At 64.3% G+C, this 19,469-nt stretch carries 16 protein-coding genes; 7 read left to right on the top strand and 9 right to left on the bottom strand.

What is annotated here, in order from left to right; translation table 11 throughout:
* Positions 1–5: 5 nt before the first annotated feature.
* The 5 genes from MRBLMU1_RS07450 to MRBLMU1_RS07430 form a co-directional block, all read right to left on the bottom strand.
* Positions 6–1,541, bottom strand: a complete 1,536-nt coding sequence (locus MRBLMU1_RS07450; protein WP_363499288.1) for a type II and III secretion system protein family protein — start codon at positions 1,539–1,541, stop codon at positions 6–8.
* Positions 1,542–1,548: 7 nt separating this feature from the next.
* Positions 1,549–2,385: a Flp pilus assembly protein CpaB gene (cpaB, locus tag MRBLMU1_RS07445; protein ID WP_363499285.1), complete on the bottom strand. Its 837-nt coding sequence runs from the start codon at positions 2,383–2,385 to the stop codon at positions 1,549–1,551.
* Complete coding sequence (locus MRBLMU1_RS07440) at positions 2,382–3,764, bottom strand: ATP-binding protein (protein ID WP_363499282.1); 1,383 nt, start codon at positions 3,762–3,764, stop codon at positions 2,382–2,384. Before MRBLMU1_RS07440 ends, cpaB begins: the two co-directional genes overlap by 4 nt.
* A 100-nt stretch (positions 3,765–3,864) precedes the next feature.
* Positions 3,865–4,395: an A24 family peptidase gene (locus MRBLMU1_RS07435; RefSeq protein ID WP_363499279.1), complete on the bottom strand. Its 531-nt coding sequence runs from the start codon at positions 4,393–4,395 to the stop codon at positions 3,865–3,867.
* Positions 4,396–4,454: 59 nt separating this feature from the next.
* Positions 4,455–4,640, bottom strand: coding sequence for a Flp family type IVb pilin (locus tag MRBLMU1_RS07430; protein WP_363499276.1), 186 nt, complete (start codon positions 4,638–4,640; stop codon positions 4,455–4,457).
* 501 nt (positions 4,641–5,141) lie between these two features.
* Here MRBLMU1_RS07430 and MRBLMU1_RS07425 point away from each other — a divergent pair.
* The gene (locus MRBLMU1_RS07425; protein ID WP_363499428.1) at positions 5,142–6,164 is read left to right on the top strand and encodes a GGDEF domain-containing protein; all 1,023 of its coding nucleotides are present in this window, start codon (positions 5,142–5,144) and stop codon (positions 6,162–6,164) included.
* A gap of 17 nt (positions 6,165–6,181) precedes the next feature.
* Here the strand turns inward: MRBLMU1_RS07425 and MRBLMU1_RS07420 are convergent, their stop codons facing one another.
* A complete protein-coding gene (locus MRBLMU1_RS07420) occupies positions 6,182–7,402 on the bottom strand; it encodes an HD-GYP domain-containing protein (protein WP_363499273.1) in 1,221 nt (406 codons plus the stop codon).
* Positions 7,403–7,539: 137 nt separating this feature from the next.
* Here MRBLMU1_RS07420 and MRBLMU1_RS07415 point away from each other — a divergent pair, with 137 nt between their 5' ends.
* The 3 genes from MRBLMU1_RS07415 (at position 7,540) to icmF (ending at position 15,590) form a co-directional block, all read left to right on the top strand.
* A complete protein-coding gene (locus MRBLMU1_RS07415) occupies positions 7,540–8,472 on the top strand; it encodes a LysR substrate-binding domain-containing protein (protein ID WP_363499270.1) in 933 nt (310 codons plus the stop codon).
* Positions 8,473–8,660: 188 nt separating this feature from the next.
* On the top strand, positions 8,661–12,224 hold the full coding sequence (locus MRBLMU1_RS07410) for an indolepyruvate ferredoxin oxidoreductase family protein (RefSeq protein ID WP_363499267.1): 3,564 nt from the start codon (positions 8,661–8,663) through the stop codon (positions 12,222–12,224).
* A 78-nt stretch (positions 12,225–12,302) separates the two neighbouring features.
* The gene (gene icmF / locus MRBLMU1_RS07405) at positions 12,303–15,590 is read left to right on the top strand and encodes a fused isobutyryl-CoA mutase/GTPase IcmF (protein WP_363499264.1); all 3,288 of its coding nucleotides are present in this window, start codon (positions 12,303–12,305) and stop codon (positions 15,588–15,590) included.
* Positions 15,591–15,670: 80 nt separating this feature from the next.
* Here icmF and soxR read toward each other — a convergent pair whose 3' ends face one another.
* Positions 15,671–16,117, bottom strand: a complete 447-nt coding sequence (gene soxR / locus MRBLMU1_RS07400) for a redox-sensitive transcriptional activator SoxR (protein WP_363499261.1) — start codon at positions 16,115–16,117, stop codon at positions 15,671–15,673.
* 70 nt (positions 16,118–16,187) lie between these two features.
* Between soxR and MRBLMU1_RS07395 the strand changes: the two genes are divergently transcribed.
* On the top strand, positions 16,188–16,589 hold the full coding sequence (locus MRBLMU1_RS07395; RefSeq protein WP_363499258.1) for a RidA family protein: 402 nt from the start codon (positions 16,188–16,190) through the stop codon (positions 16,587–16,589).
* Between the two features lie 205 nt (positions 16,590–16,794).
* Here MRBLMU1_RS07395 and MRBLMU1_RS07390 read toward each other — a convergent pair whose 3' ends face one another.
* A complete protein-coding gene (locus MRBLMU1_RS07390) occupies positions 16,795–17,808 on the bottom strand; it encodes a substrate-binding domain-containing protein (protein ID WP_363499255.1) in 1,014 nt (337 codons plus the stop codon).
* A gap of 13 nt (positions 17,809–17,821) precedes the next feature.
* Between MRBLMU1_RS07390 and MRBLMU1_RS07385 the strand changes: the two genes are divergently transcribed.
* Both MRBLMU1_RS07385 and MRBLMU1_RS07380 read left to right on the top strand, forming a co-directional pair.
* Positions 17,822–17,944: a hypothetical protein gene (locus tag MRBLMU1_RS07385; RefSeq protein WP_363499252.1), complete on the top strand. Its 123-nt coding sequence runs from the start codon at positions 17,822–17,824 to the stop codon at positions 17,942–17,944.
* Between the two features lie 62 nt (positions 17,945–18,006).
* On the top strand, positions 18,007–18,360 hold the full coding sequence (locus tag MRBLMU1_RS07380; RefSeq protein ID WP_363499249.1) for a hypothetical protein: 354 nt from the start codon (positions 18,007–18,009) through the stop codon (positions 18,358–18,360).
* Between the two features lie 9 nt (positions 18,361–18,369).
* Here the strand turns inward: MRBLMU1_RS07380 and MRBLMU1_RS07375 are convergent, their stop codons facing one another.
* Positions 18,370–19,464 carry an MBL fold metallo-hydrolase gene (locus MRBLMU1_RS07375; RefSeq protein ID WP_363499246.1) on the bottom strand — a complete coding sequence of 365 codons (1,095 nt, stop codon included), beginning with the start codon at positions 19,462–19,464 and terminating at the stop codon, positions 18,370–18,372.
* Positions 19,465–19,469: the final 5 nt, after the last annotated feature.

Genomic DNA, 19,469 nt, shown 5'->3' with positions numbered 1-19,469 from the left:
GATGGTTAACGTTTTTCAGTAGCCGACAAAGGCGCCGGCACCGGCGGCAGTCCTTCCATTTTCCCGCCGAGGAAAAGCCGTGCGCGGCTTGGCGCCGTGGCGCCATCGGTCGGCAGCTTGTAGTCGGCCGGCAGCGGCTTCACCAGATGCGGGGTGACCACAAACAGCAATTCGGTGCGGTCCTGCTGGAAGTCGGTGCTGCGGAACAGCGCACCGAGCACCGGTATCTCGCCCAGTATCGGCAAGCCATGGATATTGGTGGTGCGGTTGTTCTTGATCAGTCCACCGATGGCGAAGCTCTGGCCGTCGAACAGTTCCACCGTGGTGGAGGCGCGCCGCGTCGTGATCAGCGGCAGGACGGCGCCGCCGGAGAACCCGACCGCCGTGATGCCGATGCCCTCGCGCGATATCTCCGACACTTCCGGCGCCACCCTCAGGTTGATGCGGCCGCCGGCCAGCACCGTCGGCGTAAAGCGCAGGCCGACGCCGAACTCCTTCTCCTCCAGGGTCACCTTGTTGTTGTCCTGCGCGACCGGGACGAAGATCTTGCCGCCGGCGAGGAAGCTGCCTTCCTGGCCGCTGATCGCCATCACCGTCGGTTCGGCCAGGATGCGTACCATGCCTTCCTTCCGGTCCGCCTCGACGCCCACGTGGTTGCCGTCCGGGCGCCCCATGCCCAGCATCCCTTTGAGCGTGCCGCTGACGAAGTTCGCCGCCAACGTGGTTTGCCAGCCACCACCGCCGATGCTCAACAGCAGCCCGGCCTCCAGCTTGTCGAGCAGCGTCTTGGAGACTTCGGCGATCTTCACCTCCAGCATGACCTGCTGCGGCGCGCTGACGTTGAGGAAATTGACGATGCGCGCGCCGCCGGCCGCGTTGGCGCCCTTGGCCGAGGTGGACGGCGCGGGCGCGTCCTTCTCGCCGGTCGAGGCGGCGGCCGGCAAAGGATGTATCGGCCGCCGCACGAAAGCCGAGGCCAGATCCAGCACTCGCGCCGCGGTCTGCGCGTCGTCGACCATGCCGCTGATGACCAGCGTGTCGCCGGCGCCGCTGATGTGGATGTTTTTCTCCTCCGGCATCAGCGCGGCGATCGAGGCCTGCAGCGCCGACGGATCGATGCCGACCACCACTTCGACCACGTTGCACATGCCGCTGCGGCCCTGCACGATCATATTGCTGGTGCCGATATCGACGCCGACCACGTACAAGGTATCCGGCGCCACCAGCATCGTCTGCAGCACGGCCGGGTTGCCGACGCTGCGCGCCTGCACCGCCTCGGGCATGCGCATCAACGTCGACTTCCCCAACTGTAGCGCCATGCCGCCCGGCGCGGCGGCCTGGCCGCTGCAACGCAAACCCTTGGCTTCGACCGGGGGCACGGGGGCGGGTTTGGCGGCGCTCGCGGCGGCGGTTTTCGGCGCGGACGCGGGCGCCGAAGCAGGCGCGTTCGCCGGCTCCAGGGCGGCCGGCGTCACCGCCTGCAGCGGGAGCGTTGCCGCCGCCAGTATCAGCAAGGTCGAAGTGCGGAGTGGATTCTTCATGGCGTCCTCACAGACATTCCTGCGTGCGCTGCGTGCCGACGATGACGCCGACGCAAGCGCGCGCGCGCGGGGCGGCCGCCACCTGGGGGCGGAGCTTGGCCACGACCGCCGGTTCGGGCGCCGGCTCGGCAGGCTTGGCGGCGACGCCGAGCAACGAGGACTTGGTGGCGCCGTCCGTGACACCCGGGCGCGGATCGACCTGGTTGCGCAGCACCAGCGACAAGGTGCCGACACTGCGCGCCAGATCCAGGTTCTCCGCCTGTGACGGCGTCACTTCCAGGGTGACGGCGTTGACCACGCGCGGCTTGGTCTCGTCGCGGCCCACGTCCTGGGCGACGGCCAGCACCAATATCCGTTCCAGCACGATTTTCGAGATCGCGTTCTCGTTGCCATTGCCGTTACCCGCCGACTGCGTATTGACCAGGATATCGACGAAATTGCCCGGCAACGCGAAACCGGCGACGCCCACCACGTCGTTGACGCGCACCGTGATGGCGCGCTTGCCTTCGGTGATCAGCGCCGACAGCCCGCCGACCGTGCCGGCCGGCGCCAGCTTCACTTCGCTCAATGGTTCGTCGCGCAGCACGCTGGTTTTCAGCACGCGGCCCACCAGCTTGGACGCGTCGTGCAGCGCGCCGCGCGGCAGGTTGTCGGCAGGCCAGTCCAGCGATTTCATCATCTCCGGCGTCAGCCGCTGACCGAGGCTGACATCGGCGGCGGCCACCACGATGCGGTTGGCCGTCGTCGGCGTCTGCCGCAGCAGCCAGCGCGACGCCATCAGCACGGCCCCCAGTCCGAATATGACGGCCAGCGCCATCATCCACAGTGCGCGTCGGTTTTTCATAGGATGTGTTGGGCCAGTTGGTCAAGGGTGTCGCCGCCGCCAATGGTGGCGATGGCGGCCGGCTGTCCGCCGCCGGCGAACATGCTGCTCCAGGCCTGGTCGATGGTGGCGATGGTCAGGCGCGGCGACTCGCCGTTGAAGCCGGCGAAATCGACGACGCGGCCGATGATCTCCTGCGGGCAGCTGGCCAGCAGCGGCAAGCCGCTGCCCGCGTGCAGTTCGTCGATCAGATAGCGCAGCGAGGGCTCGTCGTACACCACCCCGGCGCTCAGGCAGCGCTGGCGGAACAGCGTGCGGTAGTTGGCCGCGCTGAGCGCGCCGACCGCGATCTTGTAGCCGACGCGGCGCAGCGCCGAGGCGTCGAGCAGCGCGTCCGGCGCCTGGCTGGTGGCGAACAGGAGGCGCATCCGGCACGGTGCGCTGAAATGGTAGCCGCCCGCCAGCGACAACTGGCTGCGCTGCAGCTCCTGCGCCTGCGAGAAACGGTTGAACAAGTCGGTCGACGACATGCGCTGGCGGCCCAGGTCATCGACGATCAGCAGGCCGTTGTTGGCCATCAGCTGGGGGGGCGCCCGGTAGCAGCCGTTGGGCATGTCCGGCTGCGGGTCGAGCATGTCCTCGCTCAAGTCGCCGTCGAGCGCCACCACGGGCCGCTGGCACAGCACCCAGCGCGGATCGCTGCTGCGCCGCTCGGGCGCCTGGCGCACCTGGCGCGGCAGCGGCGCGCGGTGCAGCGCCGGATCGTAGACCTGGATGATGTCCTGCCCCACCATCAGCGCGTGCGGCAAGGCGACCAATCCCTGCTGCAGGGCGCCGAGGCGGCGCGCCAGGGTCGACTTGCCGCCGCCCGACGGTCCATACAGCAGCATGGTGCGGCCCGAGTACATCGCCGCGCCGAGCATCTGCTGCACCGACGGCGGCAGAAAATCGTCGGAGAACTCGGCGGCCAGATCGTCCGCGCACAGCTGCGGCGCCTGGCCGGCCTGGCGTTCGACCATGGCGCGGTAGGCCTCCAGCGTGACGGGCGCGGGGCCGACGTAGCGGCAGCGCTCCATCCAGCCGCTGGCGCGCTGCTTGCCGGCGGCCGTCAACTGGTACTGGACGTCGATGTCGGACTCGCCGCGCCACGCCACCTCGGCCACGTGCTCGGCGACCAGGAAGTCGAGCGCCTCGCGCAGCACGTTGATCGACAGGTGCATCTTGGTGGTGAGCACCGGCAAATGGGTCCTGCCGCCGACGTAGATAGCCTTGGCGATCAGCTCGACAATCAGCTGTTGCGGCAGGCCGGTGTCGCGCAAGGTTTTGGGCTGCGGCGGCAGCGCGTGACCCGGCTCCGTCTCCGCAGTGGATGCATAGGGTGAGGGATCGAGGCTGAGCATGGAGGTCTCCGCGGACTGAATTGTTTCATTGAGGAATTAAGTTTATCGGGCGGTGCCCGGCGGGCATTGATTCGCAGCAAATGCGGACCAAGCGTGCCGCTCAGCGATGCGCCCACGCCACAAAGCCGCCGGTGCCCAGCGCGATGGCCACGCCATACGGAATCCCGCCGACGCTGCGGATCGAGGCCAGCGGCACGGGCGCCAGCGGCAGGCCGAGCAGACGCCACATCAGCGGTTTGCAAATCAGCACGACATTGCGCCAGCTCTCGCGCCAGCGGCCGCTAAAGAACAGCATCAGCAACGCCATGACGCCGCCGATCAGGTAGGCCAGCACGCCGATCTGCAGCGCCGCCTGCGGCCCGACAAAGGCGCCGACCATGGCCATCAGCTTGACGTCGCCGGCGGCCATGCCACGCAGCAAGTACAACGGGAGGAATAAAAAAAAGCCGGCCAACATGCCGGCCAGCCATTGCGATACCGGTGCCCAGTGCTGTCCGCCGAGCAGATGCAGTATCATCGCCAACAGCAGACCGCTTAATATGAGGACGTTGGGAATCTTGCGCATGGCCAAATCGGTCACCGCCGCCTGGGCGACCAGGCAGATCAGAATGACTTCGATGGCGTTCAACATGGGAGGCTTTCGACGAAAAAAGGCTTTCCAGCCGGGGGGCGACTGGAAAGCCAAGCGGTTTAAGTCGTTGCGTCGGTGATCTCGGCGGCAATGCTGTTAAACGCCTGCGTCAGCACCGGCGTCAGGAAGGCGAACGCGGCGACGACCGCGGCGACCATGGTCGCCGCGATCAGGCCATACTCGATGGCCGTGATCCCCTGTTCGTCCGACGCAAACGCCTTTGCTGCTGCGATAAGTGAGTTCATGATGTACTCCCTAGTTGAGTCGATTAAAGAAAAAAACCCCTCTGAGGCGGACGGCCGGCCTGCAGACCGCCGTTTCCGCGCCATTGGGATCACTATACGACTAGCAGCTTTATAGGGATTGACTTGACGCAAGTTTTCCGTATGGAACTATTTTGGTCATTTTGATCATCCAAGCGGCGCGCCGCGCACCGCGCACTGGCCTATGTCAAACCGGCGGCTGTTGCCCGCTAGTAAGATGAAAGCGGCCCGGGAGTCGGCTGAGCTGTCGGAAAATGGTTGCAACAAGCTTCGAGGACATTTTTTTTCGCACACAAGAATTGCCTTGATTGCAAAAAGCTATTATCCTGCTTAGCTGTTCTTTGGAAAGGCCCCGTATTGCTTCTTTACCGTGCGCCTGACTATCAGAGAAATCGTGCTTGATAGGCGTGAACAAAAGCGTGGCTGACCGTAAGGTTGTGTGTTAATTTTCCAGAGAAGAAAATGGATTCCCTACTGAAACACATGGTGGACATGACTGGCCACCGAGATCACACGATGCTCGACATCTCCGTGATTTCGGCGGTGCAGGAACTTGCCCGCGCCAGTCAGGCCCGCGTGCTGACCCTGGCCACCGTGCGGGGCAAGGTATTCGTGCGGCCGCGCGCCATCGTCGTCGCCGGCGAGCCGGCCTGCATGGTCGATACCACCGACCTGCACAACCCCGGCGAGCCGATCGAGAACTTCCCGGCGCTGGCGCACTGCATCGCCCACCACGAGTCGGGCGCCGACGTCGCCAACGAGGCCGGCGAGCATACCTTGTGGCTGCCGATCTGGCTGGGCGACAAGGCCGACACCTGCCTGGAGATCGTCAACCCGACGCCGTACACCAGCGACACCATCCATATCATCGGCGGCATCGTCAGCGTCTACCGCAACTTCCAGAACCTGCTCGACTACAGCGAGCGCGATTCGCTCACCGGCTTACTCAACCGCAAGACCTTCGACGACCAGCTCTCCAAGATGCTGGCCGCCAGCATCGAGCAGGACTCGGTCACCCTGCCCGGCGAGCCGGAGCGCCGCCACCACGGCGACGAGGAAAAGCAATGGCTGGCGGTGGTCGATGTCGACCATTTCAAGCACGTTAACGACCGTTTCGGCCATTTGTACGGCGATGAGGTGCTGATCCTGATCGCCAACCTGCTCACCTCGTCGTTCCGCGCGCAAGACCGCGTGTTCCGCTTCGGCGGCGAGGAATTCGTCGTGCTGCTGCGCTCGACCACGCTCGACAACGCCAAAAAGATCATCGAACGCTTCCGCCTGAACGTGGCGTCGCATGATTTCCCGCAGGTGGGCAAGGTGACGGTGAGCGTGGGCTTTGTCAGCATCAGCGCGCTGGAGGCGCCGGTGATCATCCTGGGACACGCCGATCAGGCGCTGTATTACGCGAAGAGCCACGGCCGCAACCTGGTGTGCCATTACGACGAGCTGCTCAGCGGCGGCCTGCTGCAGACGACCGCTTCGAACGATACCGCCGAATTCTTCTAATTCGGCGCTAAACGGCACTAAGCCAGCGTCAAAAACCGCATCGGATCGACGTTCCACTTGGCCGCCGACTCGTGGCCGACGATCTTGTCGCCGCCGCCGAAGCCCAGACCTCGCGACAAATCGACCGTTTCCGGCTTGATATACCGATTCTGCTTGGTGTTGAAAAAGACGTTGACCTTGGGCGCCAGCAGATTGGTTTCGTGTGGCTCGATCACCACGCCGAGCCGGCCCGATTCCAGCATCACCATCGTCCCCACCGGATAAATGCCGACGCAGCGCATGAACTCCTGCGCGTACTGCGGGTTGAAGTGGAACTTGCTCCACTCATAGATCTTGCGCAGCGCCGCCGCCGCCGACATGCCCTTGTGATAACAACGATCGGCGGTGATGGCGTCATAGACATCGACGATGGCCGCCATTTGCGCCAGTTCGCTGATCTGTTCGTTGGCCTGCTTGCCGGGATAGCCGCTGCCGTCGCGCCGCTCGTGGTGGTGCAAGGTGATGTCGAGCGGAATCGGACCGACCTCCGGGGTTTTGCGCAGGATGTCATAGCCGTCGCGCGGATGGAGCTTGATGATGGCGAACTCCTCGTCGGTCAGCGGTCCCGGCTTGTTGAGGATGGAATCGGGCACCAGCGCCTTGCCGGTATCGTGCAACAAACCGCCCAGGCCGGCCTGATGGGTCACGTCGGCGGCGATGTTACGCGATCGGCAAAACGCAACCAGCAGCGTACAGACGCTAACGGAGTGCAAAAAAGTGTAATCGTCCTTGGTTTTGATGCGCAACAGGCCCACCAGCGCGCCCGGATTGCGCAGGATGGACTCGGTGATGTTCTGCACCACGGGCTCCACCTGGTCGAGTTCGATCGCCTTGCCCAGACGGGCGTCCTGCATCACGGCGCGCACCAGGGTCGAGGCCTGATGGCGGATCTGCACCGCGCGCCGCATCTCGTCGCCCAGCGACACGCGGGTGATGACGGGCGTCTTGGCGGCGATTTCAACGATTTCGCGCTCGGTCGCCGCTTGCGCCTCGGCCAGCGACGGCGCATCCTCCACGTCCAGGCCCTTGCCGCTGTCTATGACAACGTCATGGATGCCCGCGTGGAGGATCTTGCGGATTTCGTCTTCGCTGGTCAGCAAAAACCGGTTGCGGACAAACGGGTGCGTCATCCAGTCGCAACTCAGGTCATGTATATACATGCCCACTTTTAATTGGGATGAGTCGACTTTCTTTAACATACATGCACCCGCGAAAAGTCTGGAGGGAGGAAGTTTTGATTTGAGTATAACAAATAGTTTCCTGTCAGGATCATATTTGCAAGTGTTACCATGTATTTTGTCCATGACTATCCCGGGTCAGTCGCCGCGCCGCCACTATGGAACTACGCCAACTTCGCTATTTTGTCGCCATCGTCGATCATGGGTCGCTATCGCGGGCGGCGCTGGTCTTGCACGTGGCGCAACCGGCGCTGACACAGCAGCTGCGCCAGCTCGAGGAGGAACTGGGCGTGCAACTGCTGCACCGCTCGGCGCAGGGCGTGCTCAGCACCGACGCCGGCAAGATCTTCTACGAACACGCACAAGCCATCCTCAAGCAGGTGGCCGACGCCCGCTCGGCGGTCACGCAATCGGCGGAGCGGCCCAGCGGCGGCGTCACGCTCGGGCTGCCGCACAGCATCTCGGGCGCGCTGGCGCTGCCGCTGCTGACGGCCGCGCGCGCCACCTACCCGGAAATCACGCTGCAATTGACGGAGGAACTGACCGGCAACCTGAGCGAACAGCTCAAATCGGGGCGCGTCAACCTGGCCGTGCTGTTTGATGACGGCCAACTGGCGCAATTCGCCACCACCCCGCTGGTGGAGGAGGAGTTGCGCTTCATCTGCCGCGCCGACGCCGCCTTCGCGCTCGGCCAGGAAACGCTCACGCTGGAGCAGACGCTGGGCACCACCCTGATCCTGCCGGGCCTGCAGCACGGCGTACGTCCGCGCATCGAAAGCATGGTGCGCGCGGCCGGGCTCAAGCTGTCGAACGTCATCGAAATCAATTCCATCGCCATCCTCAAATCGGCGCTGCTGGCAGACATGGGCGCCACCTTGCTGCCGGCGGCGCCGGTGCTGGACGAGCTGCAACGCGGCACGCTGCGCGCCCATCCGATCCGGCAGCCGGCCATCTCGCGCACGGTGGTGCTGTGCGCCTCGAAGAACATCCCCCTGACCAACGCCGCCAGCGCCATCAGCCGGCTCGTGCAGCAAGTCAGCGTCCAACTCTGCCAGTCCGGCACCTGGCCCGGCGCCACCCCGCTCCCCTAAAGTTGCTTGCTTTGGAGGGGTATCACTTTTTCTTATGCCCCGATTGGCAAACACTATTTCCGTATACGTCAACTCGCGCCCATACTAGGCCCAATTCCGCTCACCATGCGGCCCTGGCCCGATCCTGGCGCGCCTACCCGGCGTGACCAAGTTCAGGTGCGATCTGATACCAAAAACGGAGACCTTCCATGCCAGATACCACGGCACCCGGCCCTGCAACGTCCGCCAGAGACGACAGCGCCCGGCTGACCACCGTCAGCCTCGACGACAAATACACAGCAACCCATGGCGACATCTTCCTGTCCGGCATCCAGGCGCTGGTGCGGCTGCCGATGATGCAGCGCGTGCGCGACCAGGCGGCAGGCTTGAACACGGCCGGCTTCATCTCCGGCTACCGCGGTTCGCCGCTGGGCGGCCTCGATGAGAATCTGTGGAAGGCCAAGCCGCACCTGGAGGCGCACCACGTGCAGTTCGTGCCGGGCGTGAACGAGGACCTGGCGGCGACCGCCGTCTGGGGCTCGCAGCAGGTCGACCTGATCGGCGAAGCGAAGTATGACGGCGTGTTCGCCATGTGGTACGGCAAAGGCCCGGGCGTGGACCGCTGCGGCGACGTCTTCAAACACATGAACCACGCCGGCACTTCCAAGCACGGCGGCGTGCTGCTGGTGGCGGGCGACGACCATGGCGCCTATTCGTCGACGTTGCCGCACCAGTCGGACCATCTGTTTTCGGCGTCGATGATCCCGGTGCTGTATCCCTGTAACGTCCAGGAGTATCTGGACCTCGGGATCCACGGCTGGGCGATGTCGCGCTTTTCCGGCTGCACGGTGGCCTTCAAGGCGCTGGCCGACACGGTCGAATCGTCGGCCTCCGTCGATGCCGATCCGTTCCGCGTCGATGTCAAAATCCCGCTCGATTTCGTCATGCCCGAAGGCGGCCTGAATGCCCGCCTGTCGAGCATCCCCCTCGGCCAGCAGGCGCGCAATCAGGAAGCGCTGATGCAGGACTATAAAATCTACGCGGCGCTGGCCTACGCGCGCGAGAACAAACTCAATCACACCACCATCACCAGCCCGGACGCGAAGCTGGGCATCATCGCCTCCGGCAAATCCTACCTGGACGTGCTCGAGGCGCTCGAGGAACTGGGCATCGACGAGAAGATGGCGGCCGACGTCGGCCTGCGCCTGTTCAAGGTGGCGATGCCTTGGCCGCTGGAGCCGGACAGCGTGCGCGAATTCGCCCAGGGCCTCGACGAGATCCTGGTGGTCGAGGAAAAGCGCCAGATCGTCGAGTACCAGCTGAAGGAACAGTTGTACAACTGGCGCGACGACGTGCGCCCGCGCGTGATCGGCAAGTTCGACGAAAAAGGCGAATGGGTGGCGCCGCGCGGCGAATGGCTGCTGACCTCCAAGGCCGACTTCTCGGTCTCGCAGGTGGCGCGCGTGATCGCCTCGCGCGTCAAGCGCCTGATCTCCGACCCGGTCACCTGCGACCATATCAAGGCGCGCCTGGCCTTCCTCGACGCCAAGGATGCGGTGCTGAAGAAGGCCATCAGCACGCCATTCCGTCCCGCCTTCTACTGCTCCGGGTGCCCGCACAACACCTCGACCAAGGTCCCGGAGGGCAGCCTGGCGCTGGCCGGCATCGGCTGCCACGTGATGGCGACGTCGATCTACCCGGAGTTCAACAAGCTGACCACGCACATGGGCGGCGAAGGCGCGCCGTGGATCGGCCAGGCCGCGTTCTCGAAGATCCCTCACGTGTTCCAGAACCTCGGCGACGGCACCTATTTCCACTCCGGTTATCTGGCTATCCGCGCGGCGGTGGCGGCCAGGGTCAACATGACCTACAAGATCCTGTACAACGACGCGGTGGCGATGACGGGCGGCCAGCCGGTCGACGGCATCACGTCGGTGCCGATGATCGCGCAGCAGATGGCCGCCGAGGGGGTGAAACGCATCGCGCTGGTGACCGAGGATCTTGGCCGCTACACCGATCGCGGCGCCCTGCCGTCGCTGGTCAGCCTGCACGACCGCAAGGACATGGACGCCGTCCAGCGCGAGCTGCGCGAAGTCGAGGGCGTGTCGGTGCTGATCTACGACCAGACCTGCGCGGCCGAGAAGCGCCGCCGCCGCAAGAAAGGCGAATACCCCGACCCGGCCAAGCGCATGGTCATCAACGAAGCCGTATGCGAAGGCTGCGGCGATTGCGGCGTGCAGTCGAACTGCACCTCCATTCTGCCGAAGGAGACGGAGTTCGGCCGCAAGCGCACCATCGATCAATCGTCGTGCAACAAGGACTACTCGTGCGTGAAGGGCTTCTGCCCGAGCTTTGTCACCGTCGAAGGCGGAACGCTGAAGAAAACCAAGACCGGCGTCAGCAAGCCGGACACCGACGACGGCTTCGGCGCGCTGCCGGAACCCGAGCTGCCATCGTGCGAACAGCCCTACAACATCCTGATCAACGGCATCGGCGGCACCGGCGTGATCACCGTCGGCGCCCTGATGGGCATGGCCGCGCATCTGGAAGGCAAAGGCGCGTCGGTGCTGGACATGACCGGCATGTCGCAGAAAAACGGCTCCGTCACGTCGCACGTCAAAGTGGCGAAAACGCCGGCGCACCTGCGCGCGCAGCGCATCGCCACCGGCGAGGCCGACGTCATCCTCGGCTGCGACATGCTGACCGCCGGCGCCGCCGACGCGGTATCCAAGATGCGTCCCGGCCGCACGCTGGCCGTCATCAACCTGCACGAGCAGCCGCCCGGCACCTTCGCGCAGAACGCCGACTGGCAGTATCCGGTGGCCGAGGTGCGCGCGCTGATCGAGGAATCGGTCGGCGGCCCAGGCGCCGCCGATTTCATCGACGCGACCAAGCTGGCCACGGCGCTGATGGGCGACTCCATCGCCGCCAACCTGTTCATGCTCGGTTACGCGTGGCAGCGGGGCCGGATTCCGCTGACCGAGGCCTCGCTGCTACGCGCGATCGAGCTCAATGGCGTCGGCATCGCGTCCAATAAAAAGAGCTTCCTGTGGGGCCGCCGCGCCGCCGTGGATCTGAAGCGCGTCGAGCGTGTTGCGACGCCCACGCAGGCGATCGTCGTGCAGATGCCGCAAAGCCTGGAGAACGTCGTCGCCAAGCGCGTGCAATTCCTGACCGAATATCAGAACGCCGCGTACGCCGCCGTCTACGAGCAGCTGGTGTCGCAGGTGCGCGCCAAGGAGACCGCGTTGGGATTGGGGAACAAGCTTTCCACCGCCGTGGCCAAGTACTATTTCAAGCTGATGGCGTACAAGGACGAATACGAGGTGGCGCGCCTGTACACCGACGGACGCTTCGTCGAGCAGCTCAAACAGCAGTTCGAGGGCGACTTCTCGATCAAGTTCAATCTGGCGCCGCCGCTGTTCGCCAAGAAGGACGCCAAGGGCCACCTGGTCAAGGCGGAATTCGGCTCGTGGATGTGGAGCGCCTTCAAGCTGCTGGCCAAGTTCAAAGGCCTGCGCGGCGGCGCGTTCGATATCTTCGGCCGCAGCGCCGAGCGCAAGATGGAGCGCGCGCTGATCGTCGAATATCGCGGGATGGTCACCGCTTTGATCGGGCAGCTTACCGTGGAAAACCATGCGCTGGCCGTCGAACTGGCGGGGCTGCCGGAAAAAGTGCGCGGCTACGGTCACGTGAAGGAGAAGGCAGTGGCGGTCTTCCACGCCGAGAAGGCACGCTTGATGGCGCAATTCGGCCAGCAGCGCGCCGCTTGACTTTACGGACTTACGTTTACGTAAACGTCATATAATAAACGCACGACACAGATCGACGCACAGAATAGAAGGGACACCATGAACGACCTCTCCGCTCCGACCATCGCAGCAGTGCCGGACCAGCCGCGCCTGAACAACAAAATCCGTTTCGTCACCGCCGCCTCGCTGTTCGACGGCCACGACGCCTCGATCAACATCATGCGCCGCATCCTGCAATCGAACGGCGTGGAGGTGGTCCACCTGGGCCACAACCGCTCGGTCGACGAGGTGGTCACCGCCGCCCTGGCCGAGGACGTGCAGGGCATCGCCATCTCCAGCTACCAGGGCGGCCATGTCGAATACTTCAAGTACATGATCGACCTGCTGCGCCAGCGCGGCGGCGCCCACATCAAGGTGTTCGGCGGCGGCGGTGGCGTCATTGTCCCCGACGAAATCGCCGACCTGCACGCCTACGGCGTCACCCGGATTTTCAGTCCGGAGGACGGCCAGCGCATGGGCCTCGTCGGCATGATCCAATGGATGGTGCGGCAGTGCGACATCGACCTGTCGCAGTATTCCCCGACGTCGCTGGCGCCGCTGCGCGAAGGCGATGTGGCCTCGCGCCACCGCCCATTGGCCCAGTTGATCACCGCGCTGGAAAACGACAAGGCCGCGCCGTCGCTGCGCACCGACATCCTGGCCGCCGCCGAGGACCTGCCGGTGCCGACGTTGGGCATCACCGGCACCGGCGGCGCCGGCAAATCGTCATTGACCGACGAACTGATACGCCGTATCCGCCTCGACCAGGCCGACGCGCTCAACATCGCCGTCATCTCGATCGACCCGTCGCGCCGCAAATCGGGCGGCGCGCTGCTGGGCGACCGTATCCGCATGAACGCGATCAATCCGTGGGCAGGCCAGACGCGCGTGTTCATGCGGTCGCTGGCCACGCGCGAGGCAGGCTCCGAGATCTCGGAGGCGCTGCCGGACGTCATCGCAGCCTGCAAGGTGGCCGGCTTCGATCTGGTCATCGTCGAAACCTCCGGCATCGGCCAGGGCGACGCCGCCATCGTGCCGCACGTGGACGTGTCGATGTATGTGATGACACCGGAATTCGGCGCCGCCTCGCAGTTGGAAAAGATCGACATGCTCGATTTCGCCGACTTCATTGCGATTAACAAGTTCGATCGCAAGGGATCGCAGGACGCACTGCGCGACGTCGCCAAGCAGTATCAGCGCAACCGCGAGCTGTGGAGCCAGCGCCCGGAGGAAATGCCGGTCTACGGCACGCAGGCGTCGCGCTTCAACGACGACGGCGTCACCGCGCTGTATCAGGGCCTGTTGCCGAAGCTGGCGCAATTCGGCCTGCCGACGAAACCGGGCAAGCTGCCGGCGGTCGCGCTGCGCCACTCCAGCGGTAAAAACGTGATCGTGCCGCCGGCGCGCGCCCGCTACCTTGCGGAGATCGCCGACACCGTGCGCGGCTACCATCGTTTCACCCGCAAGCAGGTGACGCTGGCGCGCGAACGCCAGCAACTGACGGAATCCAAGCGCATGCTGGCCCTGGCGCATAAAACCGCGGATTTCGACGATGTCATCGCCGACCGCGACGCGGCGATGGACGCCGGCGCGAAGAAGCTGCTGGCCGGATGGCCGGAGATGCAAGCCGCCTACGCCGGCGACGATTACGTCGTCAAAATCCGCGACAAGGAAATCCGTACGCGTCTGGTGCAGCACACGCTGTCCGGCACCAAGATCCGCAAGGTCGCCCTGCCCCGGTATGAGGACCACGGCGAGATCCTGCGCTTCCTGATGCTGGAGAACGTCCCCGGCTCGTTCCCGTTCACGGCCGGTGTGTTCCCGTTCAAGCGCGAGGGCGAAGACCCGACGCGCATGTTCGCCGGCGAAGGCGACGCTTTCCGCACCAACCGCCGTTTCAAGCTGGTCTCCACCGGCATGGACGCCAAGCGCCTGTCGACCGCGTTCGACTCGGTCACCTTGTACGGCGCCGATCCGGCGCCGCGTCCCGACATCTACGGCAAGGTTGGCAACTCCGGCGTCTCGATCGCCACGCTGGACGACATGAAGGTGCTGTACGACGGCTTCAACCTGTGCAGCCCGAGCACCTCGGTATCGATGACCATCAACGGCCCGGCGCCGACCATCCTGGCGATGTTCATGAACACCGCCGTCGACCAGCAAATCGACCGTTTCGTCGAAGAGCACAAGCGCCAGCCCGACGCCGGTGAAGCGGCCAAGCTGCGCGAATGGGTGCTGCAAAACGTGCGCGGCACCGTGCAGGCCGACATCCTGAAGGAAGACCAGGGCCAGAACACCTGCATCTTCTCGACCGAATTCTCGCTGAAGGTGATGGGCGACATCCAGCAGTACTTCGTCGAGCACCAAGTGCGCAATTTCTACTCGGTGTCGATCTCCGGCTACCACATCGCCGAAGCGGGCGCGAACCCGATCTCGCAACTGGCGTTCACCTTGTCGAACGGCTTCACGTTCGTCGAAGCCTACCTGGCGCGCGGCATGCACATCGACGACTTCGCGCCCAACCTGTCGTTCTTCTTCTCCAACGGCATGGACCCGGAATACACGGTGCTGGGCCGCGTCGCCCGCCGCCTGTGGGCGGTGGCGATGCGCGACAAATACGGCGCCAACGACCGCTCGCAAAAGCTCAAATACCACGTGCAAACGTCGGGCCGCTCGCTGCACGCGCAGGAGATCGACTTCAACGACATCCGCACCACCTTGCAGGCGCTGATCGCCATTTACGACAACTGCAACTCGCTGCACACCAACGCCTACGACGAAGCGATCACCACACCCACCGACGAATCGGTGCGCAGGGCATTGGCGATACAGCTGATCATCAACCGTGAATGGGGCCTGGCCAAGAACGAGAATCCGAACCAGGGCTCGTTCATCATGGAGGAGTTGACCGACCTGGTCGAGGAAGCGGTGTTGCAGGAGTTCGAGCGCATCGCCGAGCGTGGCGGCGTGCTGGGCGCGATGGAGACCGGCTACCAGCGCGGCAAGATCCAGGAAGAGTCGATGCTGTACGAGCACCAGAAGCACGACGGCACCCTGCCCATCATCGGCGTCAACACCTTCCGCAACCCGAAGGCGACCGGCGAACCGCAGAAGATCGAACTGGCCCGCTCCACCGACGACGAAAAGCAATCGCAGCTCAAGCGGCTCGAGGAGTTCCACAGCCGTCACGCGGCACACGCGCCGCGGGCGCTGGCGGCCTTGCAGCAAGCCGCGATCGACAACGAGAACGTATTCGAAAAGCTGATGGAAGCGGTACGCGTATGCTCGCTGGGGCAGATCACCACCGCGCTGTTCGAAGTCGGCGGCCAATACCGCCGCAACATGTAAAGATCCAACCCGCACGGCGGCGAATGGAGTCGTACCCGTACGGGTACGACTCCGCATGGCCTCACGGGTTGAATGAACCTCTAATCGGTCGCCGAAAAATGCGGCCCCGCCCCCTCCCGCGCCAAGGCATCCTGCGCATTACGAAGCGGACAAGCCTTCAACGACAAACATCCGCAACCGATGCACCCATCCAGCTGATCGCGCAACTGCGTCAGCGTGCGAATGCGTTCCTCCAACTCCAGTTTCCACGCGGCCGACAACCGGCGCCAATCCGCCACGGTCGGCGTGCGTCCGGACGGCAGCGCATTCAACGCCTCGGCGATGGCCGCCAGCGGCATACCGACCCGCTGCGCCACCTTGATCACGGCCAGCCGGCGCAGCACCGAGCGCGCATAGCGCCGCTGGTTGCCGCCGGAGCGCACGGAATGGATCAAGCCCTTGGCCTCATAAAAGTGCAGTGCCGATACCGCCACGCCGGCCCGCTCGGCGAGTTCGCCGACGCCCAGCTCCTTCGGTGGAGACGCCATATAAAATCCTTGACCTCAAGTTAAGTTGAGATTTTATAGTGTGCGCACATTTATCACACGAAAGGCCGCCATGACCCAGCTTTCCTTCATCAACCCACCCGGCTTGTACGACCCGCGTCCCAACGGCTACAGCCACGTGGTCGTCGCCCAAGCGCCGGCAAGCATCATCTACATCGCCGGCCAGGGCGGCGAAAACGCCGATGGCGTACTGTCGGGAGATTTCGAAACACAGGTGAAGCAGGCGTTGAGCAACCTGCAAACCGCGCTGAACGCGGCCGGCGCAGGGGTGGTCAACGTCGCCAAGCTCACGGTGCTGATCGTGGACCATAGCGAGCAAAAGCTGCAAATCTTCGGCAGCGCGCTGGCCGCCATGTGGGAAGACAATCCCGCCCCCGCCTGCACATTAATTCCGGTCCCGCGCCTGGCGCTGGACGGCATGCTATTCGAGATCGAAGCCACCGCGATCAGATAAACATCAGATGGGGGTCAAGTCTGGCAATCGGACACGAGATCAGCAGTATCGACCTAAGGCAGTTGAGTTCGTGTCCGAATGTCAGACTTGACCCCAATGCGCGAGATCAGCAGTATCGACCTAAGGCAGTTGAGTTCGTGTCCGAATGTCAGACTTGACCCCAATGCGAGATGCGCGATGCGCGATGCGACATCCTGGGCACGCTTTAATTGGGCAGACAAGGTCCGACCGTCGTGCCGGCCAAAAACACAGGCTGCCACAGTTCGTGCAATTCGCCCGCCGGTGTGCCGTCGATCAGCGCCAGCAGCATCTGGATCATGCGCGCGCCGGCCTTGGTCGGCTCCGGCTGGTCGATGGTGGTGACGTTGGCGCCGGCCAAGGTGTCGGCCATGCTGCCCCAGACGATGATGGACATTTCCTTGCCCATTTCCACGCTGGCGTCGCGCAACGCGCGCACCGCGCCGATGCCGGCGATGTTGTTGTCGACGATGACGGCGCTCGGGCGCGGCGAGCACGCCAGCAATTGCTGCATCGCCTGGTATCCGCTGCGCCGGTCCAGCTTGCTATCGACCAGGTAGCGCGGATCGACCGCCAGCCCCGCCGCCGCCATCGAGGAGACAAAACTGTCCCGGCGCTGGCGCGCGAAGTTCATTTCCAGCGGCGCGCTGATCAGCGCCACGCGCTTGTGCCCCCAGGCCAGCAAGCGCTCCATCGCCATGCTGGTGCCGGAGGCGTTGTCATAATCGAACCACGCGTACGGCGCGTCGAGCTCGGTGCGGCCGTAGGCGATGAACGGGAATTTGGACTTGCTGAGAAAGGCGACGCGCTCGTCACGCACCAGGGTGCGGGCCACCACCAACCCGTCGACGCGGCGTCCCAGCACGGTCTGCTGATAGGAGCGTTGCTCGGCGTTCGGTGACACCGGCGCGATGATCAGGTTCTTGCCGACATCCTCGAGCGCGGCCGACATGCCGGACACCACGTCCAGGAACATCGGATCGCCCAGGTCGGACGGCAGCAGCGGATAAATGATGCCGAACACATTGGTGCGGCCCAGTGCGAGGCTGCGCGCGAGCGGATTGGGCTGGTAGCCGGCCTCCTTGGCGGCCTTCAAAACACGCTCGCGCGTGCGGACATTGACCTCAGGGTAACCGTTTAACGCCCGGCTCACAGTAGTCTTCGACATGCCGAGAAACTTTGCGAGGAGCTGAAGATTCATAGAGAAACGCTCAATGTTGATCATTGATTATAGCGGCGCGGATGAGGCTGCCGCCACAGTGATCGCTTACACCATTGAGAAATACAACACTCGCCCGGGCGCGTCGGACCTTGCCTTTTTGCCCTCCATCACCTAATCTTCAGGGATTGATGTCAATTCTGCATCATCGCGTCCAGCTTTTTTAACCAGGGGAATATCGTGGCCACCGTAACGTCCGTCAATGCACTGCAAGCCTCGGTCGCACAAGCTGAACGGCAAGTGCAGCAGGGTCAGTCACGCGTGGATCAGGACGCCAGCCGCCTGGAACAGAGCCGCAGCCAGCTGACGAAAGACCGGCAAACCCTGGCCGACACCCAGCGGCAAAGCACCCAGGCCCAGCAACAGCAGGCCCCGGCGAGGTCGTCGGCCATCCAGCTGGGCGCCGTGCTGAGCGGCGCGATCGAACGCCCCAACCGCGCCGAGCAAATCCTGGCGGCCAATCCCACCACCGCCCGGCCTCAGCTGAACGCGCAGGGGCAAACCATCGGCAAGCTGATCAACATTACCGCCTAAGCACCCGATTTAGGCGCTGGCCACGGCCGCTTCGGCCGCCGCCATTTCCCGCTCCACCAGCGGCACCCACCATTTGCTATCCAGCGCTGGCCGCGTGATATCGAGCGCGAGGCCGATCTCCGGCGTCGCCAGCGGCAAACGGCGCTCGCCCGCCAGTTCCGCGATGCGGTTGAACGGGTCGTGCCACGCGTGCATCGACAAATCGAAGGTGCCGTTATGGATCGGCATCATGACTTTGCCCTGCAAGTCGATATGCGCCTGCAGCGACTCCTCCGGCTGCATATGGACGTCCGGCCATTGCGGATCGTAGGCGCCGGTCTCCACCATGGTCAGATCGAACGGACCGTATTGACGGCCGATCTCCTTAAATCCGTCGAAATAACCGCTATCGCCGCTGAAAAACACACGAACATCGCGGTCCTCGATGACAAACGACGCCCACAGCGTCTTGTTGCGATCGTTCAGGCCGCGACCTGAAAAATGCTGGGCCGGCGTGGCGACCAGCTTCAGGCCGGCGACCTGGGTGCTCTGCCACCAGCTCAACTGCCGCACCTTGGCGCGCGGGATGCCCCAGGCGATCAGGCGGTCGCCCACGCCCAGCGGCGTGATGAAGTGCTCGGTCTTGGCGGCCAGCTTGATCACCGCCGCCTTGTCCAGATGGTCGTAGTGGTCGTGCGACAGGATGATGCCCTTGATCGGCGGCAGTTCGTCGATGCTGATCGGCGGCTTGTGGAAGCGCTTCGGACCGGCCCATTGCACCGGCGAGGCGCGCTCGGCGAACACCGGATCGGTCAGCCAGAAGTTGCCGTTGAGCTTGAGCAGCACCGTCGAGTGGCCGAGGCGGAACAGAGTGCGATCCGGAGCATCCAATAACTGGCGCTGCGTGATCGCGTGAACGGGAATGGCCTGGCGCGGCACGGTGTCGGCCGGCTTGTCGAACAGCACGCGCAACATCAGGCTCAGGCCTTGCATCAGGCCCATCGCGTGCATCTTGACCGGATTGCGGAACTTGCCGGTGCGCGTGCGCGGGGCGGTGGGCACGGACAGGCCGTCAAGGCCGTCGAGACCGTTGGGGGACTTGGCGATAGCGGTTTGATAAGTCATCGGAA

Origin of the sequence: Burkholderia sp. LMU1-1-1.1, from assembly GCF_040675865.1 — a bacterium.
Classification (GTDB): Bacteria; Pseudomonadota; Gammaproteobacteria; order Burkholderiales; family Burkholderiaceae_D; genus Rugamonas.
This window is presented reverse-complemented; position numbering and strand designations above follow the sequence as displayed.

Excerpts from the sequence above, each read along its gene's own strand:
- MRBLMU1_RS07450 (WP_363499288.1), bottom strand. The coding sequence starts at position 1,541 with ATGAAGAATCCACTCCGCACTTCGACCTTGCTGATACTGGCGGCGGCA.
- cpaB (WP_363499285.1), bottom strand. The coding sequence starts at position 2,385 with ATGAAAAACCGACGCGCACTGTGGATGATGGCGCTGGCCGTCATATTC.
- MRBLMU1_RS07440 (WP_363499282.1), bottom strand. The coding sequence starts at position 3,764 with ATGCTCAGCCTCGATCCCTCACCCTATGCATCCACTGCGGAGACGGAG.
- MRBLMU1_RS07435 (WP_363499279.1), bottom strand. The coding sequence starts at position 4,395 with ATGTTGAACGCCATCGAAGTCATTCTGATCTGCCTGGTCGCCCAGGCG.
- MRBLMU1_RS07430 (WP_363499276.1), bottom strand. The coding sequence starts at position 4,640 with ATGAACTCACTTATCGCAGCAGCAAAGGCGTTTGCGTCGGACGAACAG.
- MRBLMU1_RS07425 (WP_363499428.1), top strand. The coding sequence starts at position 5,142 with ATGGTGGACATGACTGGCCACCGAGATCACACGATGCTCGACATCTCC.
- MRBLMU1_RS07420 (WP_363499273.1), bottom strand. The coding sequence starts at position 7,402 with ATGTTAAAGAAAGTCGACTCATCCCAATTAAAAGTGGGCATGTATATA.
- MRBLMU1_RS07415 (WP_363499270.1), top strand. The coding sequence starts at position 7,540 with ATGGAACTACGCCAACTTCGCTATTTTGTCGCCATCGTCGATCATGGG.
- MRBLMU1_RS07410 (WP_363499267.1), top strand. The coding sequence starts at position 8,661 with ATGCCAGATACCACGGCACCCGGCCCTGCAACGTCCGCCAGAGACGAC.
- icmF (WP_363499264.1), top strand. The coding sequence starts at position 12,303 with ATGAACGACCTCTCCGCTCCGACCATCGCAGCAGTGCCGGACCAGCCG.
- soxR (WP_363499261.1), bottom strand. The coding sequence starts at position 16,117 with ATGGCGTCTCCACCGAAGGAGCTGGGCGTCGGCGAACTCGCCGAGCGG.
- MRBLMU1_RS07395 (WP_363499258.1), top strand. The coding sequence starts at position 16,188 with ATGACCCAGCTTTCCTTCATCAACCCACCCGGCTTGTACGACCCGCGT.
- MRBLMU1_RS07390 (WP_363499255.1), bottom strand. The coding sequence starts at position 17,808 with ATGAATCTTCAGCTCCTCGCAAAGTTTCTCGGCATGTCGAAGACTACT.
- MRBLMU1_RS07385 (WP_363499252.1), top strand. The coding sequence starts at position 17,822 with ATGTTGATCATTGATTATAGCGGCGCGGATGAGGCTGCCGCCACAGTG.
- MRBLMU1_RS07375 (WP_363499246.1), bottom strand. The coding sequence starts at position 19,464 with ATGACTTATCAAACCGCTATCGCCAAGTCCCCCAACGGTCTCGACGGC.